Source organism: Ferrovibrio sp., from assembly GCF_046297895.1.
In the GTDB taxonomy this organism is placed as follows: domain Bacteria; phylum Pseudomonadota; class Alphaproteobacteria; order Ferrovibrionales; family Ferrovibrionaceae; genus Ferrovibrio.
The window spans coordinates 67650-88224 of sequence record NZ_JBKBHC010000009.1 but is presented as its reverse complement, the minus strand read 5'-3'; the positions used below and the strand labels follow the sequence as shown (position 1 = coordinate 88224).

General features: G+C 65.1%; 18 protein-coding genes and 1 tRNA gene. 6 read left to right on the top strand and 13 right to left on the bottom strand.

The genetic code is table 11. The features are described from left to right. Positions 1–9: 9 nt before the first annotated feature. The 8 genes from ACK4FK_RS15955 to ACK4FK_RS15920 form a co-directional block, all read right to left on the bottom strand. On the bottom strand, positions 10–2121 hold the full coding sequence (locus ACK4FK_RS15955) for a PAS-domain containing protein (RefSeq protein ID WP_409746164.1): 2112 nt from the start codon (positions 2119–2121) through the stop codon (positions 10–12). A 140-nt stretch (positions 2122–2261) separates the two neighbouring features. Next, complete coding sequence (gene ahcY / locus ACK4FK_RS15950; protein ID WP_409746163.1) at positions 2262–3656, bottom strand: adenosylhomocysteinase; 1395 nt, start codon at positions 3654–3656, stop codon at positions 2262–2264. Between the two features lie 118 nt (positions 3657–3774). Continuing rightward, positions 3775–4074, bottom strand: coding sequence for an HPr family phosphocarrier protein (locus ACK4FK_RS15945; protein WP_409746162.1), 300 nt, complete (start codon positions 4072–4074; stop codon positions 3775–3777). Continuing rightward, entirely contained in the window at positions 4074–4481 is a 408-nt protein-coding gene (locus ACK4FK_RS15940; RefSeq protein ID WP_409746161.1) for a PTS sugar transporter subunit IIA, read from the bottom strand. Before ACK4FK_RS15940 ends, ACK4FK_RS15945 begins: the two co-directional genes overlap by 1 nt. Before the next feature lie 51 nt (positions 4482–4532). Further along, entirely contained in the window at positions 4533–5432 is a 900-nt protein-coding gene (gene rapZ / locus ACK4FK_RS15935) for an RNase adapter RapZ (protein WP_409746160.1), read from the bottom strand. Continuing rightward, complete coding sequence (locus tag ACK4FK_RS15930) at positions 5429–5908, bottom strand: HPr kinase/phosphorylase (protein WP_409746159.1); 480 nt, start codon at positions 5906–5908, stop codon at positions 5429–5431. The genes rapZ and ACK4FK_RS15930 overlap by 4 nt, the downstream gene beginning before the upstream one ends. Before the next feature lie 90 nt (positions 5909–5998). Next, the gene (locus tag ACK4FK_RS15925) at positions 5999–7594 is read right to left on the bottom strand and encodes a stimulus-sensing domain-containing protein (protein ID WP_409746158.1); all 1596 of its coding nucleotides are present in this window, start codon (positions 7592–7594) and stop codon (positions 5999–6001) included. 30 nt (positions 7595–7624) lie between these two features. Continuing rightward, positions 7625–8332 (bottom strand): response regulator transcription factor, encoded by a 708-nt coding sequence (locus ACK4FK_RS15920; protein WP_409746157.1) that lies wholly within the window; start codon positions 8330–8332, stop codon positions 7625–7627. A 105-nt stretch (positions 8333–8437) separates the two neighbouring features. Here ACK4FK_RS15920 and ACK4FK_RS15915 point away from each other — a divergent pair, with 105 nt between their 5' ends. Continuing rightward, a complete protein-coding gene (locus ACK4FK_RS15915; protein WP_409746156.1) occupies positions 8438–8842 on the top strand; it encodes a DUF2306 domain-containing protein in 405 nt (134 codons plus the stop codon). 9 nt (positions 8843–8851) lie between these two features. On the opposite strand, the gene ACK4FK_RS15910 is transcribed toward ACK4FK_RS15915, so the two are convergent. From ACK4FK_RS15910 to ACK4FK_RS15895, 4 genes are all read right to left on the bottom strand, one after another. After that, positions 8852–9718 (bottom strand): OmpA family protein, encoded by an 867-nt coding sequence (locus tag ACK4FK_RS15910; RefSeq protein WP_409746155.1) that lies wholly within the window; start codon positions 9716–9718, stop codon positions 8852–8854. Next, complete coding sequence (locus ACK4FK_RS15905) at positions 9711–10508, bottom strand: motility protein A (protein WP_409746154.1); 798 nt, start codon at positions 10506–10508, stop codon at positions 9711–9713. The genes ACK4FK_RS15910 and ACK4FK_RS15905 overlap by 8 nt, the downstream gene beginning before the upstream one ends. A 161-nt stretch (positions 10509–10669) precedes the next feature. Continuing rightward, entirely contained in the window at positions 10670–11482 is an 813-nt protein-coding gene (locus ACK4FK_RS15900) for an ABC transporter permease (protein ID WP_409746153.1), read from the bottom strand. After that, a complete protein-coding gene (locus ACK4FK_RS15895; RefSeq protein WP_409746152.1) occupies positions 11479–12261 on the bottom strand; it encodes an ABC transporter ATP-binding protein in 783 nt (260 codons plus the stop codon). Before ACK4FK_RS15895 ends, ACK4FK_RS15900 begins: the two co-directional genes overlap by 4 nt. A 127-nt stretch (positions 12262–12388) precedes the next feature. Here ACK4FK_RS15895 and ACK4FK_RS15890 point away from each other — a divergent pair. Beyond that, positions 12389–12464 (top strand) — tRNA-Phe (locus tag ACK4FK_RS15890). Positions 12465–12672: 208 nt separating this feature from the next. Further along, the gene (locus ACK4FK_RS15885; RefSeq protein ID WP_409746151.1) at positions 12673–14859 is read left to right on the top strand and encodes a mechanosensitive ion channel family protein; all 2187 of its coding nucleotides are present in this window, start codon (positions 12673–12675) and stop codon (positions 14857–14859) included. Positions 14860–14871: 12 nt separating this feature from the next. Here the strand turns inward: ACK4FK_RS15885 and ACK4FK_RS15880 are convergent, their stop codons facing one another. After that, positions 14872–15060 (bottom strand): hypothetical protein, encoded by a 189-nt coding sequence (locus ACK4FK_RS15880; RefSeq protein ID WP_409746150.1) that lies wholly within the window; start codon positions 15058–15060, stop codon positions 14872–14874. 120 nt (positions 15061–15180) lie between these two features. On the opposite strand from ACK4FK_RS15880, the gene ACK4FK_RS15875 reads away from it, so the two are divergent. The 3 genes from ACK4FK_RS15875 (at position 15181) to ACK4FK_RS15865 (ending at position 20543) form a co-directional block, all read left to right on the top strand. Continuing rightward, positions 15181–16551 (top strand): esterase-like activity of phytase family protein, encoded by a 1371-nt coding sequence (locus tag ACK4FK_RS15875; protein WP_409746149.1) that lies wholly within the window; start codon positions 15181–15183, stop codon positions 16549–16551. A gap of 157 nt (positions 16552–16708) precedes the next feature. Continuing rightward, positions 16709–17929: an aminotransferase class I/II-fold pyridoxal phosphate-dependent enzyme gene (locus tag ACK4FK_RS15870; RefSeq protein WP_409746148.1), complete on the top strand. Its 1221-nt coding sequence runs from the start codon at positions 16709–16711 to the stop codon at positions 17927–17929. 100 nt (positions 17930–18029) lie between these two features. Next, the gene (locus tag ACK4FK_RS15865; protein WP_409746147.1) at positions 18030–20543 is read left to right on the top strand and encodes a DNA translocase FtsK; all 2514 of its coding nucleotides are present in this window, start codon (positions 18030–18032) and stop codon (positions 20541–20543) included. Positions 20544–20575 lie beyond the last annotated feature (32 nt).

The following is a 20575-nucleotide window of genomic DNA, read 5'->3' as shown; positions in this document are numbered from 1 at the left end:
GTCGGCACTCTACTGACGGGCGGACAGCGCCGCAATCTGGCGCTCGGCCTCTGGCGCCCGGCAGGGCAGCAGAATTTCCACCGCCTGCCTGCCATCTCCGGCGACATCCTGCCGGAGTCTGGCGCCATGCAGGTCGAACAGGCCGCGGGCAACTACCAGCGAGAGATTGGCGCGGGCATGCCGCGGTTCGGATGCATCGACCAGATCGGCAAAGACCTCGCGCGGCTGGACCGGGCTGAGCCCGCCGCTATGGCATTCGATGCGCAGCCCCAGCAGGGCATCGCCATCGCGCGCCACCTGGATCGTGACGCGCCCGCCTTGCGGCGTGCCGTCCAACGCGGCCGCCATCACGCTGTCGAGCGCCTGGCGCAGGCGCTGGCTGTCGCCGGTTACGACGCTGTCGGGCACCAGATCGGGTAGGTCGACGGCGATGGCGCGGCGCTCGGCCAGCTCCTGCCACTGGGCGGCATCCTCTCGCCACAGGACGTCCAGTTTCAGCGCGGCCGGCTCCAGCGCCATCTGGCCGACCTCGATTGTCGCGATGGCGATGATGTCATCCAGCAGGCGCAGCAGATCGCGCGAGGTGCGCATGATGTCGCTGCAATACTCCTCCTGCCGCGCATTCATCGGACCCAGGATGCCCTGCGCCAGAACCTCCGTCATGCTGATCAGCGTGCCGAGCGGCGAGCGCAGGTCGTGCGTGATGTTGCTGATGAAGGCTGCATTCATGCGGTCGGTGCGTTCCAGCGCCTCGTTGCGTTCTCGCAGGGCGCGTTCGATGCGGATGCTGGCGCTGACATCGAGGTAGGTGTAAAGCACCGCACCGTCGGGCAGCGGCACCGAGGCATAGTCGATCACGGCGCCGTCGCCGCGTTCCAGCCGGCCGCGGCTGGCCTTGCGGCTGGCGAAGCTGTCGACCAGGCGTTCGCGCATCTGGTTCCAGTCCGGCCCGCGCTGCATGAGCGGCCGGGCCGCTTCCAGCACTTCGGTGATGTGCGGCTGGCGATTGAGCAGGTCGGGGTCGATCTGCCAGAGCTGGGCAAAGGCGCGGTTGTAGAGCGACAGCCGGCCATCCGAGCCGTAGACCACGACGGCTTCGTAGAGATTGTCCAGCGTGGCACGCTGCACCGCGATCATCGTATTGGTGGCGCGTTCCAGCGTGAGCTGCCGGGTGACGTCGTCATAGGCGAACAGCAGGCCGCCGGAGGGATAGGCACTGATCACCAGCCTGAGCGTGGAGCCGTCCGGCAGGTGGATCAGCTCCTCCTGGCGCTCGATCACGGTGGTGAACAGAGCAAGCTGGTTGCGCTTGTAGGCCTGCCAGTCGATCTGCTCCGGCAGGCGGCGCTCGGCCCGCAACTGCTCCAGCACCTCGCCGAAGGTCGGCCGGGTTTCCAGCCAAGCCTCGTCGAGCTGCCACAGCCGGGCATAGGCGCGATTCCAGATCAGCAGCTTCCGGTCGGGGCCGTAGATCGCGGTAGCAGTGGAGATGGTGCGCAGCACCTCCATATGGGCTTCCATATGGCGGCGCAACTGGCCGCGCGCATCGGCCTCGGGCGTGATGTCCTGTCCGAAACCCAGCGTGCCGGGGCCGGCCGGCAGTTCAAAGATCCGATAATTGCGCCGGTCGCCCTCGGCCACGAAACGGCGTTCCTGCATCTGCAGGGCGTTGGCCGCCAGCGCGGCTTTTGCCAGTTCCCGCGGCTGGTCCAGGTCATGCGCCGATGCCAGTTCCAGGCCGCGTTTCACCGCGTCTTCGGCGTCGGTTTCGGCCAACTGGGCATAGCGGGCATTGACCCAGACCAGACGGCCATTGGCGTCTCGGCGCCAGATCGGGAAGGGGGCGGCATCGAGCAGGGCTTTGGCTTCGCCTTCGGTGCGGCGCAGGGTGGATGTCTCGATGCCCTGGCGATCATGCTCGGCCTGCAGGGCGGCCAGCTGATCCTGCAGGGCAGCCCTGGCCTTGCGTTCCTTGTCGCGCTCGGAGGTGCGGATATCGAAGGCCGTCAGCGCTGCCTGCAACTGTTCCGACAGGCGACGGACGCGCAGGATCTGCCAGCCGGCCACGCCTATGGCAGCCCCGGCAACGACGCCAAGCCAGATTGATTCGTTCAGCGGCATCGGTCCGCCATCCCCTCCATCGGGCCACTATCGGCAGGCCGGCCACCGATGACAAGGCGTTAAAAACGGCAAAGGCCGGATCGGGCTGCGATCCGGCCTTTGTGCGACAGACGGCCAGGCGCCGCCGCGGGTGCGGGGCGTCAGTAGCGGTAGTGATCCGGCTTGAACGGGCCGGCTTCCGAGATGCCGAGATACTTGGCCTGCTGGTTGGTCAGCTTGGTCAGTTTGGCGCCGACCTTCTCCAGATGCAGGCTGGCGACCTTTTCGTCCAGGTGCTTGGGCAGGGTATAGACCTGCTTCTGGTATTTGCCCGGATTGGTCCACAGTTCGATCTGCGCCAGCACCTGGTTGGAGAAGGAGGCGCTCATCACGAAGCTGGGATGGCCCGTCGCATTGCCCAGATTGACCAGGCGGCCTTCCGACAGCACGATCAGGCGCTTGCCGTCAGGGAACTCGATCTCGTCCACCTGCGGCTTGACGTTGTGCCATTTGTAATTCTTCAGCGCGCCGATCTGGATCTCGCTGTCGAAGTGACCGATGTTGCACACGATCGCGCGGTGTTTCATCTGGCGCATGTGATCCAGCGTGATGACGTCAACATTGCCGGTTGCGGTGACGAAGATGTCGCCTTTCGGGGCGGCCTCTTCCATGGTGACGACTTCATAGCCTTCCATCGCCGCCTGCAGGGCGCAGATCGGGTCGATCTCGGTGACCATGACGCGGCAGCCGGCATTGCGCAGGGATGCGGCCGAGCCCTTGCCCACGTCGCCGAAGCCGGCCACCACGGCAACCTTGCCGGCCATCATCACGTCGGTGCCACGGCGGATGCCGTCGACGAGGCTTTCGCGGCAGCCATACAGGTTGTCGAATTTCGACTTGGTCACGCTGTCGTTCACGTTGATCGCCGGGAACAGCAGGCGGCCTTCCTTGGCCATCACGTACAGGCGATGCACGCCCGTGGTGGTCTCCTCGGTCACGCCCTTGATGGCGGCGCCCATCTTGGAATACCAGCCCGGCGCCTCCTTCAGCTTCTTGGCGATCGCGGCGAAGAGGACGGTTTCCTCCTCATTGGTCGGCTTGGAGATGACCGAGGCGTCCTTCTCGGCCTGGATGCCCAGATGGATCAGCAGGGTGGCGTCGCCGCCGTCGTCCAGGATCATGTTCGGCGTGCCGCCATCGGCCCATTCGAAGATCCTGTGGGTGTAGTCCCAGTATTCCTCCAGCGTCTCGCCCTTCACGGCGAAGACCGGGATGCCGGCCTTGGCGATGGCGGCAGCGGCATGGTCCTGGGTCGAATAGATGTTGCACGAGGCCCAGCGGATGTCGGCGCCGAGAGCCTTGAGGGTTTCGATCAGCACGGCGGTCTGGATCGTCATGTGCAGAGAGCCGGCGATGCGGGCCCCCTTCAGCGGCTGTTTCTGGCCGAATTCCTCGCGGATGGCCATCAGACCGGGCATCTCGGTCTCAGCCATGTCCAGTTCCTTGCGGCCCCAATCGGCGAGACCGATATCCTTGATTTTGTAATCCGCGCTCATTCCGCAGCTCCAGCTTACGTCGGTTTCACAACTGCGCGGCGGTATAGCAGGGCCGGGAAGGCCCTGTCCAGCGTTATATAAATAAATCTTTATATAGGAATATAGGATTACGGGACTGTTATTCCGACTCCCCGAACTTGCCTTCCACCAGTTCGACCAGGGCGGCCATGGCGGCGGGCGCCTCCGGGCCGCTGACGGTGATTTCGATGCTGGAGCCCTGCGTCCCGGCCAGCATCATCAGGCCCATGATGGATTCCCCGTTAACCGTCTGGCCATCCTTGGAAACCTGTATCCTGGCCTGGGGGAAACGGGCGACGACCTGGACGAACTTGGCCGCTGCGCGGGCATGCAGCCCCCGCTGGTTGGGGATCACCACGCTCTGCCGCAGCGGCGCTCCGGTGGCGATCGCCCCATCCATCAGGCAGATTCCCCGGCGAGCAGCTTGGAAGCCACGTTGATGTATTTGCGGCCGGCTTCCTGGCCGGCATTCACCGCGGTCGACAGATCGGCCTTGGCGCGCACGCTGGCCAGCTTGATCAGCATCGGCAGGTTGACGCCGGCGATTACCTCGACCTTGGCCTGATCCATGATCGAGATGGCAAGGTTCGAAGGCGTGCCGCCGAACATGTCGGTCAGCACGATCACGCCGCGGCCGGTTTCGACGGCCGCCACGGCGGCCAGGATATCCTTGCGGCGTTGCTCCATGTCGTCATCCGGCCCGATGCAGACGGCCCGCATGTTCTTCTGCGGGCCAACCACGTGTTCCGTGGCATGGATGAATTCCTCGGCCAGCCGGCCATGCGTGACGACGACGATGCCAATCATGCAGCCGATCCTGGGACGATACCGGTCATTGGGGATCCTCGTATATGCCGCTCAGGCGTTCGCCAGATCGCGGTCGCGGTGCCGGATATCGACACGTTGTCCGGCCTCGCGCAAGTGCCGGCCCAGCGCCTCTGCAACCACCACCGAGCGGTGACGGCCGCCGGTACAACCGATGGCAATGGTCAGGTAGCGCTTGCCCTCGGCAGCGTAGCGCGGCAGCAGGCTGGAGATCATGCCGTTCAGTCTGGTGAAAAAATCGACGTAGCCGGGATCGGCGGCGACATAGGCCTCCACGGCCGGGTCGGTCCCGGTCTGGGGGCGAAGCTGCTCGTCATAATGGGGGTTGCGCAGGAAGCGCACGTCGAACACCAAATCCGCCTCGCGCGGCAGGCCAAGTTTGTAGGAGAACGATAGCACCATGATACTGAGGCCGGGCAGGGCGTCCAGCGCGAATTGCGCCGCCAGAAGCTGTCGCAATTCGGGCAATGTGACAGTCGAGGTGTCGAACACCTGATCGGCTTCCGCTTGCAGGGGTTTCATCAGATGCCGTTCTGCGGCAATGCCATCGGCCACGGGCCGGTCGGCGGCCAGAGGATGGCGCCGGCGCGTCGCCGTGAAGCGCTTGAGCAGGATTTCGTCTTCGCAGTCGAAATACACGAGCTGCACGGCCAGATCGGCGCGCTGCTTGAGTTCGCCGATCAGGGCGATCAGGCGGTCGGGCTGGAAATCACGCGTGCGGCTGTCGACGCCGACAGCGATGGCGCGGCGGGCCGGTACGTCGCCGGCCTCGCTTTCTTCCGCCATGGCGAGCCGGCGCAGCAGCGAGATCGGCAGGTTGTCGACCGCTTCGTAGCCGAAATCCTCCAGCAGCTTGAGTGCGGTGGTCTTGCCCGCACCCGACAATCCGCTGACAACGACGACGCGGATCGGCTCTACGGCTGCGTCGCTCATCCTTCGCAGCGCGTCCTGGCGCGATCGGCATTCTCCGCCTCGGCCGGCTCGAATAGTCGCCCGGCCGCGGCCCGTGCCAAGGCCCATTTCACCTTGATGGCCGCGCTGGCCGAGATGGCGTCAAGCGCCAGTACCGGCAGGGCAATGTCGAGCAGGGTTTCGAAACGCGGTTCGGGCAGGCGCGGCACCTCAGCCGGATCGACCAGCTCGACCACCAGCGCGACGGGCGTGGGTGGTGCGGGAATCATGGCGACCGGCCCAAGGCCCCGGATTTCGATCAGGCCGCGAATGGCTGGCGGCGCCGAGGCGATCAGGCGGCCCCCCTGCATGGCCAGCACGGTCTGGTCATCGGCGACCAGCCGCGCTCCGGCATCGATCAGGCGCAGGGCAAGATCCGATTTGCCGGCACCGGAGGGGCCGCGCAGCAGCACGGCTTCTCCTGCAATCGCCACACAGGTTGCATGCAATCTGATCATCGCCGCGCAGACTGCCGCCGGCCGCCGGGCAGAGTCAATACAGGGTAGCGGTAATCCGGTGTTGGTTAATGCGGATTATTGCAGGAGTGGCTACAGGGGCAGCCGTACGGTAAAGCGCGCGCCGCTCTGCCCGTCGTCGCGGTTATCGGCATAGATCTCGCCGCCCAGCGACTGCACGATCTGCCGCGCGATCGAAAGGCCGAGCCCGGAATGCAGGCCGAAGGCCTCGGATGATGGCCGTTCGCTGTAAAAGCGTTCGAAGATCGATTCCCTGTTCTCTTCGGGAATGCCCGGTCCCTGATCGGTGACGCTGAACACCACATGGCGCGGTTCGCGCCGCACGGCAACGGTGATCACGCCGCCGGGCGGGCTGAAGGAAATCGCATTGTCGATCAGGTTGCGTGCCACCTGGCCGAGGCGGCCCTCGAAGCCCGGTGCCATGTATGGGCCGGGCTCGATCACCTTCAGATCGATCCTGGGCATATCCCCCTTGGCGCGGTCGGCGTAGGTCTCGACCACCGAATGCAGCATCTGGGCGATGTCGATCGGCGCGGCCTCGATGCGGGCCAGCTCTGCATCCAGCCTGGATGCACCGGAAATGTCGGTGATCAAGCGGTCCATGCGGCGCACGTCGTCCTGCATCACCTGCAGCAAGCGCTCGCGCAGCTCCGGCTTTTCGGTGCGACGGAAGGTTTCCATTGCGCTGCGCAGCGAGGTGAGGGGGTTCTTGATCTCGTGCGAGACATCGGCGGCAAAGCGCTCGATGGCGTCCAGCCGCTGCGACAGGGCCGCGGTCATGGCGCGCAGCACCGCAGACAGATCGCCGATTTCGTCTTGTCTGCGGGAGAAGTCAGGGATCGATAGATGGGCGATGCGGCCCTTGGCGGCACGGATGCGTTCGGCTGCCTCCGCCAGGCGATGGATCGGTCGTACGATGGCGCCGGCCAGGTACAGCGAAGCCAGCACGGTGAACCCCAGCACCGCGGCGAAAATCTTCAGCACTCCAAGACGCTCCTCGCGTACCCGGGCATCGATCTCGGCGCTGTCCACATTCATCATCAGGGCGCCGACCACCTTGCGCAGGCCCTGCACCGGCACTGCGACGGACAGCATGATGCGGCCGTCGCCCAGGTCGCGCAGCCGCTCGTCCTGGTCGCCGGCAAGGGCGTTGCGCGTCTCGCCGTAGTCGTTGGCATGCGTGAAAGGCAATTCAACGTATTTCGGCAGATGCAGCGCGGTCATGAACAGGGCGTTGACCTGGTCGTATATGCCGATCAGCGCCCTTTCCCATGGCGTGTCTATGTTGGGCGGCGGCAATTGGCGCGTCACCACGCCGCGGCCGGCCGCCAGCAGCAGGCGGCTGTCGGCGATCATCTCGCCCTCGGCGTCGAACAACCGGGCGCGGGCGCTGGATTGCGCCGACAGGCGGCGCAGCAACTGGCGCGCCAGTTCCGGCTCGAGGGCCGGCGAGAGTTCCGACGGGCTGATGGCGGATTCGCCCAGTGCGCCGGCGATCAGGCTGGCTTCGTAGCGCAGGGCGGTCAGCCGGCTGTCGATCAGGCTGAGGCGAAACTGGTCCAGATAGAAAAACGCGAGCACCAGCGAGATCGGCGCCGCCAGATTGATCAGCAGAATGCGGCGGGTGAGCGGCGACATCAGCCGCCGCCTCGGGCGGGTCTCACTCACGGTCCCGCTCCCGCCGCCGGCAATCGCGCATCAGGCCGCCTGTTCCTTGAAGCGGTATCCCACGCCATACAGGGTCTCGATGGCATCGAAGCTATCGTCCACCGACTTGAACTTCTTGCGCAGCCGTTTGATGTGGCTGTCGATGGTGCGGTCATCCACGTAGACATTGTCGTCGTAAGCGGCATCCATCAACTGGTCCCGGTTCTTCACGTGGCCGGGCCGCTGGGCCAGGGCCTCCAGCAACAGGAACTCGGTGACGGTCAGCGTGACATCCTCGCCCTTCCAGGTGCAGCGGTGACGGGCGGGGTCGAGCGACAGCGGCCCGCGCACGATCATCTTGTCGGCGGATGTCTGCTCGGCACCGGGCTTGCTGCCCTCGGCACGGCGCAGCACCGCCTTGATGCGCTCGATCAGCAGGCGCTGGCTGAACGGTTTGGTGATGTAATCGTCGGCGCCCATCTTGAGGCCGAGCACCTCGTCGATCTCCTCATCCTTGGAGGTAAGGAAGATCACCGGCACCTGACTGACGCGACGCAGCCGGCTCAGGGTTTCCATGCCGTCCAGTCGCGGCATCTTGATATCCAGGATGACCAGATCGGGCATCTGCTGGGTCAGGTGGCGCAGGGCCTCGGCACCGTCATTATAGGTGCGGACCTTGTAGCCTTCCGCCTCCAGGGCGATGGAAACCGATGTGAGGATATTGCGGTCGTCGTCGACCAGGGCGATCGTGGCGCTCACGGTTAAGTCCTGAATCCCTCAGAGAAGGTTGAAAAGTCCCGGAAATCCGGTGATCGGAGTCACACCTATATAGCAAGCCGCTGGCTGATTTGCAGGGGGGCGGCCATGCTCGGGGCCATGAATTTCGCCCCTTTGCTGGCAGCCCCGCCTGCCATTCACGTCCACCTCGCCGCCACCTTGGCGGCGCTGGCGCTGGGCATGGCCATGCTGGTCCGCCGCAAGGGCACGGCCTGGCATAAACGGCTGGGATGGCTCTGGGTTCTGCTGATGCTGACGGCGGCCGTGAGTTCCTTCTGGATCACCGGTGTATCGGGCAGTTTCAGCCCGATACACGCCCTGAGCCTGTTGGTGCTGATCCTGGTGCCCGCGGCCGTCATCGCTATCCGCCGCGGCAAAGTGGCGACCCATCGCAAGGCGATGATCAGCCTGTTTATAGGCGCGCTGATCATCCCGGGCCTGTTTACGCTGCTGCCGGCGAGGCTGCTGGGCGGTTTGGTATTCGGCCAGTAGGGACGGCCGTCAGGGCAGTCCGTCGGGCGGCAGGATCACGAGGCTGACGCGGCGGTTGCGGGCCCGCGCGGCTTCGCTGCGGCCGCGCACCACCGGCCGGGTGTCGGCAAAGCCGACGGCTTCAAGCTGTCCGGCCGGCATGCCGCTGGCGATCAGGTGGCGCACCACGGTGGCGGCGCGCCCGGCCGACAATTCCCAGTTGCTGGGAAAACGGAGGTTGGCGATCGGCAGGTCATCGGTATGGCCTTCGACGCGGATGAAACTGTTCAGCCGGGCCAGACTGGGCGCCAGACGGGTCATCAATGCCGCGCCCTCGGGCCGCAGATCCGCCTGGCCGAGGGTGAACAGGATATTGTCGCCCAGCCGCACCACCACATGACGGTCGACGCGTTCGACCACCGCATTGCGCCCCAGCCCCTCCCGCGCCAGCAGCGCAGCCAGTTCACGCGATGTGCGGCTGGCCCAGGTCTGCGGCGTTTCTGGCAGAGCCGGCTCTTCCAATACACCGTGACCCGAGCCAATACCCGGCACCAGCCGGGATTCAACGGCGGAATCGGGCGGCGGTGGCGGCGCAAGCGTTGGACGTGAAACTGGGGAACCGCGGTCCGGGTCCGTATCGGTCGGCAATTCTCCATCCGCGGTCAGAACCGGCACGAAAACCGGACGCAGCAGGACCGGTTGCGACGGCTCGGAAGTGGCCTTCACAAAGGTCATCATGGAAACCAGTACGACGAAGATGGTCAGCAGCAGGGTCACGGTATCGCTGTAGGTGACAAGCCAATGGCCGCCATCGGCATCGCCGGGCGGCGCATGGGGGATGCTGCGCCAGTTCGGTCGGCGGGCCGGCGTGGCCGGATCGCGCGCGGGATCAGCCATGAATCTCGTCCCGGTAGTCGCGCATGAAACTGTTCATGGCTTCACGCACCATGGTTGGGCCGCGGCCCAGCGCAAGCAGCGAGACGCCCTCAAGCAGCATGTTCAGCTTCGCCACGCGTTGGGCGGTGCGCTGCTCCAGCTTGATGGCGATCGGGCGGAAGACCAGGTTGGCGAGTATCACCCCGTATACCGTGGTGATCAGCGCCAAAGCCATGCCTTCGCCGATGGCATTCAGGTTGCCACCGCCAAGCTCTCCCAGCATCGCCACCAATCCCACCAGGGTGCCAAGCATGCCAAAGGCGGGAGCAAACTCGGCCATGGTGCGGAACAGCTTGGCTTCTGCGGTTTCGCGTTCGACCATTTTCTGGATGCGCCAGCTCAGCAGGTGATGCACGTCTTCGATGGAAACCCGGTCGATGACCAGCTGCAGGCCCAGGCGCAGGAAGGGATTGTTGAGGCTGTTGGCGATTTTTTCAGCCTGGGGCAACTGATGCCGCTGCAACGCCAGCGCGACCTGTTCCAATATATCGACTTCGCGGCCAAGCGGCGGCTCCTCGCGGAATATGGCGAGCAGGGAGCGCCCGATACTGGCTAGTTGCGCCGAACGAAAGGACAAGAAGGCCGCGGCTACCGTACCGCCCAGCACAATGGCGAGGCTCCCCGGGTCCCAGTAGGCACTGGCGCTGCTTTTGCTGCCAAACAGGATGAACCCGACCAAGGCTGCCGTGATGACGAGGCCAATGATGGTCGAGTTGATGGTCTGACGGGAAGGATTTCTGGGGCTGGGCATGACGAGAAATGACGAAGGGCGCGGTACACATACCGCAGAACTGCTTTTTCCTAGTCATTACAAATTGTTTAGGCTGTGATTCAGATCAACCGAAATGACAGCCTCAACGGCATGCTCCAGCAAGGGCATATACCGGAAATTGAAAGCTGATCCGGTGCCGTCTATTCACCCTGTCCCAGCAGTTGCCCGCGCCGGCGCGAGGCCTCGAACCAGCCCAGGAAAGCGGCAAAGCCGAGACCGAGATAAACCAGGTTGAGCGCCAGTGCGCCAAGCATGAGATCGGTGCGGAAGGTGCCGTCGATTAGCACGGCGCGCATGCCCTCGAACACATAGGCCGGCGGCAGTGACCAGGCCACTGCCTGCAGCCAGCCGGGCAGCACCGTCACCGGATAATAAACCGCGGCCACCGGCAGGAACAGGAAAGCGGCTGCCCAGGCGATGTTCTCCGCGCCCAGCCCATAGCGCATCACCAGGCCGCAGACGGCGATGCCGATGGCCCAGCCAAACAGCGTGAGGTTGGCGAAAAAGCCGGCCAGCGCGAAACCCATCGAGTAGATCGAAAAGTCGAAGAACAGCCAGGCCATCAGGCTGACCGGGATCATGCCCAGCAGCGTGCGGATCACGCCCATCAGCAGCACCGAGGCGGCAAATTCGCTGGGCCGCAGCGGGCTTACGAACAGGTTGCCCAGATTGCGTGACCACATTTCCTCCAGAAAGGATATGGCGACGCTGAGTTGCACGCGGAACAGCGAATCCCAGAGCATCAGGCCGGCAAGCAGGATGCCGATGGCCTGTGCCACGTAGGAGGTCTTGCCGGCCAGGAACTGGGTCAGGAAGCCCCACATGATCATCTGCACGGCAGGCCAGTAGATGATGTCGATGATCCGCATCCACGAGCCGCTCAGCAGATAGGCATGGCGCCTCAGCATGGCGCCGATGCGGTTGGGACTGAAGCCGAAAATCTCGCCGCTCATGCCGCCGTCTCCGCCTGTACCGGTTCGCAGGCCTTGCCGCGGCCGCGGGCGATGTCGAGGAACACTTCCTCCAGATTGTCGCGGCCATAGCGTTCCACCAGTTCGGCCGGCGTGCCGCGATCGACGATCCGGCCCTGCTTCATCATCAGCACCTGATCGCAAAGCCGTTCCACCTCGGCCATGTTGTGCGAGGCCAGCAGGATGGTGGCGCCGCGCTCGGCGCGATAGCGTTCCAGCAGGCCGCGCACCCAGTCGGCGGTATCGGGGTCCAGCGAGGCGGTCGGTTCATCGAGCAGCAGCAGCTCGGGGCGGTTGATCAGCGCCTTGGCCAGAGCCACGCGGGTCTTCTGCCCCGCCGAGAGCGCTCCGGCCGGACGGTCAAGCAGGGCGGCGAAATCCAGTTCCTCGGCCAGTTGCGCGATCCTGTGCTTGGGCTCCGGCACATCATAGAGCTGGGCGAAGACGCGCAGGTTCTGTCTTACGGTCAGACGATGCGGCAGGTCGACATAGGGCGAGGAGAAATTCAGCCGCGGCAACACGGCATGCCGGTTGCGCAGCATGTCGGTGCCCAGCACGGTAATGCTGCCGGCGCTGGGCTTGAGCAGGCCCAGCAACATGGCCAGCGTGGTGGTCTTGCCGGCGCCGTTGCCGCCCAGCAGCGCGGTCACGCTGCCCTGCGGCACGGAGAATCCGATCCCGGCTACGGCCTCGACATGGCCATATGTTTTGGTCAGGCCGGCCACGAGGATGGCAGGCGGTGAGACAGGGGGCGGATGCATGGCTTAAGGCGTTTTCCGGACAGGACAAATTTGTCCCGCCTTGATATGGACAGGCCGGGGGATTTTGTCTATAACCGCGCGCCGTTGCCACCCTGTTACACCAGACGGGCCGCAACGGTCGCGATGGGCCCAGGTAGCTCAGTTGGTAGAGCAGGGGACTGAAAATCCCCGTGTCGGCGGTTCAATTCCGTCCCTGGGCACCATTTCCCCCATATTCCAGTCATGTTCCGGAAATGCGGCGCGTTTATCGCGATTTGCCGCCGTTATCGACATGCTGATGCCACATTTCCGGCGACAATCCGGCGGATGACGGCTTTGCAATCGCGGCTCCGCGCCCGCACGATCCTCACGCTTCTCTTTTTGCTGACCGCCGGTTTGTCCGGGCCGGTCCTTGCGCAGGCAGGAATCCCCTTGGTCGATCCGCCGGCGGGGCAGACCGAGCGGCAAATGCACGCGGCCGATTTCGAAGTGCTGGCCCGCCAGCTTGAGGATGAAACCAGACGCAAGGAACTGATTGCCGCCCTGCGCGCGCTTGCGGCGGCACGGGAAGGGGCTGTGCAGGATGCAGCCGGCACGTCTGCGGATGGCGACGATCCCGGCGCGGCCATCGTGGATGGCGTAATGGCGCAGATGCGGCGCGCCGGTTCCGCTTTTGCCGCTTTCGGCGCGCTGTTCTCCGATCTGCCCGCCCTGGCAGACTGGGCGCGGCTGCAGGTGGAGGATCCGCGCCGGCGCGCGTTGTGGAGCGATGTCCTGCTGAAGCTGGGCGCGACCCTGGCTGCTGCGCTGCTGCTGCAGGCTCTGGCGCATCTGCTGATCCGGCGGCCGCTGGCGGCGCTGCAACTCGCGGGCAACGGCCCGGCGCAGGCCCCGCCCCCCGCATTGTGGCTGCAAATCCTTTTCATTCTGCTGCGGGCATTGATCTCGCTGATTCCGATCGCGGTATTCGCCGGTGCGGCTTATGGCATCCTCGCCCTGCTGGCGCCCAACAGCCTCGCGCGCGACATGGCGCAGATCGTGGTGCTGGCTTTCGTGGCGGTTTATGCGCTGGGCATACTCGGCGACGTGCTGCTGGCGCATGGAACCGCGCCGCTGCGGCTGGATGAGGAAAGCGCTGCCTATGCCCAGCTCTGGCTGCGCCGGCTGGCGATCCTGGGGGCCATTGGATATGCGACGGTGCTGTTGGCCGCGCGGGTGCGGATTCCGCCTGACGCCATCGATACCCTCGCCAAACTGGCGGCATTTGCCTTTGCGGCCCTGCTGGCAGTGCTGGTCCTGCAATTGCGGCAGCCCGTGGCAACATGGATTCGCGGACGCCGGCCTTCGCCCGATACCGCACCGGCAACGCCGGGCGGGCGGCCCTGGCGGATCCTGCGCCAGCGGATCGGCGATGTCTGGCACGTGCTGGCGCTGCTTTATATCGTGGCAACCTACGGCGTCTGGGCTTTCGAGGTCGATGGCGGCTTTCGCCTGATCCTGCGGGGCACGCTCTTGACTGTCGCCGTGCTGACCGGGGGGCGGCTGCTGCAATTCGCGATCGAAAAGGGCTTCGCGCGCCTGTTCGCGATCAGCCAGGAAACGCGACAGCGGTTTCCGGGATTGGAGGATCGGGCCAACCGCTACCTGCCGCTGCTGCTTGGTGTTGTCCGTGTCCTGCTCTATGCGGTTGCGACAATCATGATCCTGCAGGCTTGGGGCATCGACTCCCTGGCCTGGATTGCCAGCGAAAGCGGACGCGGCATCATTGCACGGGTCATCACCATCCTGCTGGTGGTGCTGGTCACCATCGCGCTGTGGGAAGCGGTCGCGGCCGGCATCGAATACTACCTGACCGGTGGCGCGGCCGGCCAGCCGGCGGCGCGCTCGGCGCGGGCGCGTACCCTGCTGCCGCTGCTGCGCCGCACGGTTTCCATCGTACTGGGCCTGATCGCGGCGCTGATCGTGCTGTCCGAGCTCGGGATCAACATCGCGCCGCTGCTGGCCGGCGCCGGCGTGGTCGGCCTCGCCATCGGCTTCGGCGCGCAGACACTGGTGAAGGATGTGATCACCGGCATCTTCATCCTGACTGAAGATACCATCGCTGTCGGCGATATCGTCGATCTGGGTGGCAATGGCGGCGTGGTGGAGGATATCTCGATCCGCACCATCCGCCTGCGCGATACCGAGGGGGTCGTGCATGTGATCCCGTTCAGCGAGGTGACCAAGATCAAGAACATGACGCGCGGCTACGCCCAGGCCTTGTTCGATCTGGGGATTTCCTATCGTGAGAATGTCGACGAGGCGATCGAGGCGATCAAGGCCCTGGCGGCGGAGTTCCGCGCCGAGCCGGAGTGGAATGCCCGCATCCTCGACGATCTGGAAATGTGGGGCGTGGACCGGCTTGCCGATTCCGCCGTGGTGCTGCGCTTCCGCATCAAGACGCTGCCGGCGCAACAATGGAGCGTGCGCCGCGAATTCACCAAGCGCATCAAGCAGCGGTTCGACGAACTGGGAATCGAAATCCCCTTCCCGCACCAGACGATCTATTTCGGCGCCGACAAGCAGGGCAGGGCGCCGCCCTTGCGTCTGGCGCGCGAAACCGACAGCCAGAAGGCTTAGGCCCCAGAAGGCTTAGGCCTTCGTATCCTTCAGCCCGTCGCGGATCGCCTTCAGCGCCGCATGAAGCCCGTCGTCACGGATGCGCGGCAGCAATCGGTCAAGCTCGGCCACGATCTCGGCCGGCGTGAGATAGCCGCGATAGCAGTCCGGCGCCTCGTCCAGGCTGCAGACGGAAGATGCGGAAGTGCGGGGCTTGTCCATTCGGACAGTCTAGCGCAGGCGTTGCGGCCTGTCGTCACCGGCATGTCATCGCGCTGGCATGGGCCTGTCACAACAGCCGGTTACCGACTCTGTCCCGCAACCGCGAAGGGGGAATCGGGTATGAAATCCACAGTCACATCCACCGCTATCCTGATGCTTGGCCTGGTATGGGTGCCTGCCACGCAGGCCCAGGATGCCAGACAGTTTCCGGCCACGCTGGCCGGGCATGCCCTGCTGCCGGCAGCAAGCTTCGTTCCCGCGCCTGGCGATGCGCCGTCGGCGGTGAAAATCTCGGGCAAGTTCACCGGCGCCGGCCGCAACGACAAGGTCGGCAGCGTTGAGGGTACCTCATTCATCTCCGACAAGGCGGCTCCACGCAAGACCGGCATCAGCCTGCCTTTCGAGGGGCAGCCGGTGCAGGGCTTCTCGGGCATCAAGTCGCTGGGCAACGGCGAGTTTCTGGTGCTGACCGACAATGGCTTCGGCTCCAAGGCTGATTCTTCCGACGCGCTGCTGAAGTTCCATCGCCTGAAGGTGGACTGGACCGGCGGCAAGATCGAGCGCAGCCAGACGGTGTTCCTCAGCGATCCTGACCGCAAGGTGCCGTTTCCCATCGCACTGGAAGGCAGCGACAGGCGCTATCTCACCGGCGCCGATTTCGACATCGAGTCAATCCAGCAAATCGGCGATACGCTGTGGTTCGGGGACGAATTCGGACCCTATCTCATCGCCACCGACCTGCAGGGGCGGGTCAAGGCCGTGCATGACACCAAACTGGGCGGTAAGGTTGTGCGCTCGCCAGACCACCACACTGTCCGCATGCCCGCCGTGCCAGGCGCGGTCGTTTTCGAGGCCCGCCGCAGCCGCGGCTACGAGGGTATGGCCGCAGCCAAGGACGGCAAGTTCCTCTACCCGCTGATGGAAGGCCCACTCTGGGATGCCGAGGCCAAGGCCTGGGAAACGGCCGGTGGCAGGGAATATCTGCGCGTACTTGAATTCGACGTGCAGAAGGCCGAATGGACCGGCCGGTCGTGGAAATACCGCCTTGAGGTCAACGGCAACAATATCGGCGACTTCAACATGATCGATGCCAATACCGGCCTGATCATCGAGCGCGATAACGGCGAGGGCGTCGAGGCCCAGGCCTGCAACGGCCCGGCGCGGACGGATTGCTTCAATGTGCCTGCCAAATTCAAGCGCATTTACAAGATCGATCTGAGCCAGGTCGACGAGGGCGGCTTTGTCAAGAAGGTCGGCTATATCGACCTGATGGACATTGCCGATCCCGACAAGAAGGCAAAGCAGGGCCATGCCAGCGGCAAGTTCAGCTTCCCCTTCGTCACCATCGAGGATGTCGACGTGGTTGATGCCCAGCATATTGTGGTCGGGAACGACAACAACCTGCCTTTCTCGACCGGCCGCACCATCGGCAAGAACGATGACAACGAGCTGATCCTCCTGCGCGTGCCGGAATTCCTGGCCGCGAAGTAAGTCGGCCTGCCCGGTGGCCGGCATTGCCGGCCACCTGGACTTGGTTGTGCTCCGGGCTGCGGCCTTGCCGCCCGGCAGCGGGCCCCGTAGATTGCCGGATATCCCATTTCGCCCGATTCGCCGTTGTCGGGCCTGGCTGTCCCGGTTCGTGACCCGCATGCTCAATCCCCGTATCGACGCCCTCAGCGACTATCCCTTTGCCCGCCTGCGCAACCTGCTCGATTCCGAGCCGCTGCCGGCCGGCGTTGCGCCGATCAACCTGTCGATCGGCGAGCCGCAGCATCCGCTGCCCGCCATGGTGGTCGAGCACATGACCGCGGATCTGAGCGTGCTGAGCCGCTATCCCACCATCAACGGCACGCCGGAATTCCGGTCCGCCTGCGCCGACTGGATCATGCGCCGCTACAACCTGCCGGCCGGCCTGATCGATCCCGAGACGCAGATCGTGGCGCTGACCGGCACGCGCGAGGGCCTGTACATGATTGCCGGCGTGGTGGTGCCGGAGAAGAAGGGCAGGAAGGGCGAGCGGCCCGTCGTGCTGATGCCCAATCCCTTCTACCAGACCTATGTCGGCGCGGCGGTCGCGGCCGGTGCCGAGCCTTATTTCATGCCGGCTCTGGCCGAGAACGGCTTTCTGCCCGATTTCAACACGATCGATGCCGATATTCTGGACCGCACTGCCCTGGTCTATATCTGCTCGCCGGCCAATCCGCAGGGCGCGGTGGCCAGCGTCGAGTATCTGGCGAACCTGATCGAGTTGTCGCGCCGGCACGATTTCGTCGTTGCCTTCGATGAATGCTATGCCGAGATCTACGATCAGGTGCCGCCGCCCGGCGGCCTGGATGCCGCCATGCACCTGGCCGGCGGCAAGGCCGGTCCGGACGCGCTGAAGAACGTGGTCGTCTTCCATTCGCTGTCCAAACGCTCCAGCGCGCCGGGCCTGCGCTCGGGCTTCTGCACCGGCGACCCCGAGATCACCAAGGCCTTCATCAAGCTGCGCAACTATGGCTGCACCGGCATGATGATGCCGGTGGCCGCCGCCTCCGCCGCTTTGTGGCGCGACGAGGCCCATGTGGAGCAGAACCGGGCGCTCTACCGCCAGAAGTTCGACATGGCGCAGAACGTGCTGGGCAACCGCTTCGGTTTTTTCCGTCCGGCGGGCGGCTTCTATCTCTGGCTCGATGTGGGCGACCCGGAGGCCATGGCGCTGAGGCTGTGGCGCGAGGCCGGCATCCGCACCCTGCCCGGCAATTACCTGACCCGCCCCGAGAACGGCGGCGAAAAGGCCGGAAAATCCTATTTAAGGATCGCCCTGGTGGCTGACCTCGAGACCACCCGCAGCGCACTTCAACGAATCGGTAACGTTCTGGGGGGTTAAATCCCCAGGCTGGGGCGAATCGGCCCGGACCGGCGACGTTTTTCCTGCCGGTATGGTTAACAGGCATCGGTCCGTCTGATTACAGAGTGCGAGGAACGGTATGGCTGCCAGGTCGAAGAAGAAGCGGTCTTTCTTCCCGGAAGGTTTCGATGAATTCCTGCGCCTGCGGGCGCGGGAAGGCGGCGGCGTGCTGATCCTGGGCGTCGGCTTCCTGCTGGCGCTGGCGCTGGCCACCTTCGATCCGGCCGATCCGAATTTCAACCATGCCACCCCGCTGGCGCCCAGGAACTGGCTCGGCCTGCCCGGCGCCTATGCCTCCGATGTGCTGCTGCAGACGCTGGGCCTTTCGGCCTGGCTGTTCGTGCTGCTGCTCGCCTCCTGGGGGTTCCGCGTGGTGTCGCATCGCGGCCTGCCGCGCTGGTGGCTGAATGTTGCCCTGGTACCGCTCACGCTGGTCCTGTTCGCCTGTTTCGCCGCGGCCCTGCCGGTGCCGGCAAGCTGGAGCCTGCGCGCCGGCCTCGGCGGCGTGGTGGGCGATTACATCCTGTATCACCAGCTCGTGCCGCTGGGCGTGTCCTTCGGCCTGCCGATCTCGGCCGTACTGCCGGCGATCCTGTGCTTTGCCTTCGCGGTGCTCTGCTTCTATTTCGCCTCTGGCCTCAGTTCCAGCGAATGGCGCCGCATGGGTGCCGGCCTCGGCTTCGGCGCTGCCGCGGCCACCGGCCTGGCAGCCCAGGGTCTCTATCGCGGCGGCAAGGCCGCCATGCGCACCGGCCAGGAAGCGCCGGAAGTGGTTGGCGGCGTCTTCGGCCGCCTGAAGGGTTTTTTCAGCCGCGGCGACGAGGACGACAGGCCCATGCTGCGCAAGGCAGAGCCCAGCTTTGGCAAGGCCAAGGCGCGCGCCGCCGCCGAGGATGACGATTACATCGACCCCGATGATCTGGACGACGATATCGACGCCGATGACGACGAGGACATGCCGCGTCTGCCCGCGGCCAGGAAGGTCGACGAGGGCCGCGTCACGCGCCGCATCGAAAAGCCCAAAACCGGCAGCCGCATGGCGCGCGAGGCGCAGACTTCGCTCAACCTCGGCGATGCCGGTGATTTCGAACTGCCGGAACTGTCGCTGCTGAAGCCGCCGCCGGCCGACAGCGCGCGCGAGAAGATCAACGAGGATGCGCTGGAGCAGAACGCGCGCATGCTTGAATCGGTGCTGAACGAATTCGGCGTGCAGGGCGAGATCACCAAGGTGCGCCCCGGTCCGGTGGTGACGCTGTACGAGCTCGAACCCGCGCCCGGCACCAAGTCCAGCCGCGTGATCGGCCTGTCCGACGACATTGCCCGCTCGATGAGCGCGCTGTCGGCCCGCGTTGCCGTCATTCCCGGCCGCAACGCCATCGGCATCGAACTGCCGAACGCCAAGCGCGAGACGGTTTACCTGCGCGAATTGCTGGCCTCGGCGGAATTCGAGGCGCCGTCGAACAAGCTGGCGCTGGCGCTGGGCAAGGATATCGGTGGCGCGGCGATCATCGCCGACCTGGCCAAGATGCCGCATCTGCTGGTGGCCGGCACCACCGGTTCGGGCAAGTCGGTGGCGATCAACACCATGATCCTGTCGCTGCTCTACAAGCTTACGCCTGACCAGTGCCGCTTCATCATGGTCGATCCCAAGATGCTGGAGCTTTCGGTCTATGACGGCATCCCGCATCTGCTGGCGCCGGTGGTGACCGAGCCGGGCAAGGCGGTAGTGGCACTGAAATGGACCGTGCGCGAGATGGAGGACCGCTATCGCAAGATGTCGGAACTCGGTGTGCGCAACATCGCCAGCTACAACGAACGCCTCGCCCAGGCCCGCGCCAAGGACGAGAAGCTGGGCCGCACGGTGCAGACCGGTTTCGACGAGGCCGGCAAGCCGATCTACGAGGAACGGCCGATCGACCTCAATCCGCTGCCCTTCATCGTGGTGATCGTGGACGAGCTGGCCGACCTGATGCTGGTGGCCGGCAAGGATATCGAGGCGGCGATCCAGCGCCTGGCCCAGATGGCGCGCGCTGCCGGCATCCACCTGATCATGGCCACGCAGCGCCCGTCGGTCGATGTCATCACCGGCACGATCAAGGCCAATTTCCCGACCCGCATCTCCTTCCAGGTGACGTCGAAGATCGACAGCCGCACCATCTTGGGCGAGCAGGGCGCCGAGCAGCTGCTGGGCATGGGCGACATGCTGTTCATGCCGGGTGCCGGCCGCATCAGCCGCGTGCACGGCCCGTTCGTATCGGATGAAGAGGTCGAGCGCGTGGTGAAGATGCTGAAGGACCAGGCCGAGCCGGTCTATGTCGAGGCGGTGACCGCCGATCTCGATGGCGGCAAGTTCGGCATGCCCGGCTCGGGCGGTGGCGAGGGCGGCGAGGAAGACACGCTCTATGACCAGGCCGTGGCCCTGGTCTGCCGCGAGCGCAAGGCCAGCACGTCCTTCATCCAGCGCCATCTGCAGATCGGCTATAACCGCGCCGCCCGCATCATGGAGCGCATGGAAAAGGAAGGCGTGGTCGGCCCCGCCAACCATGTCGGCAAGCGCGAAGTACTGGCCCGCAACATCGAGGCGGCGGAATAATCGCCGCGAAGGCATCGGTCGCAAAAAAAGCC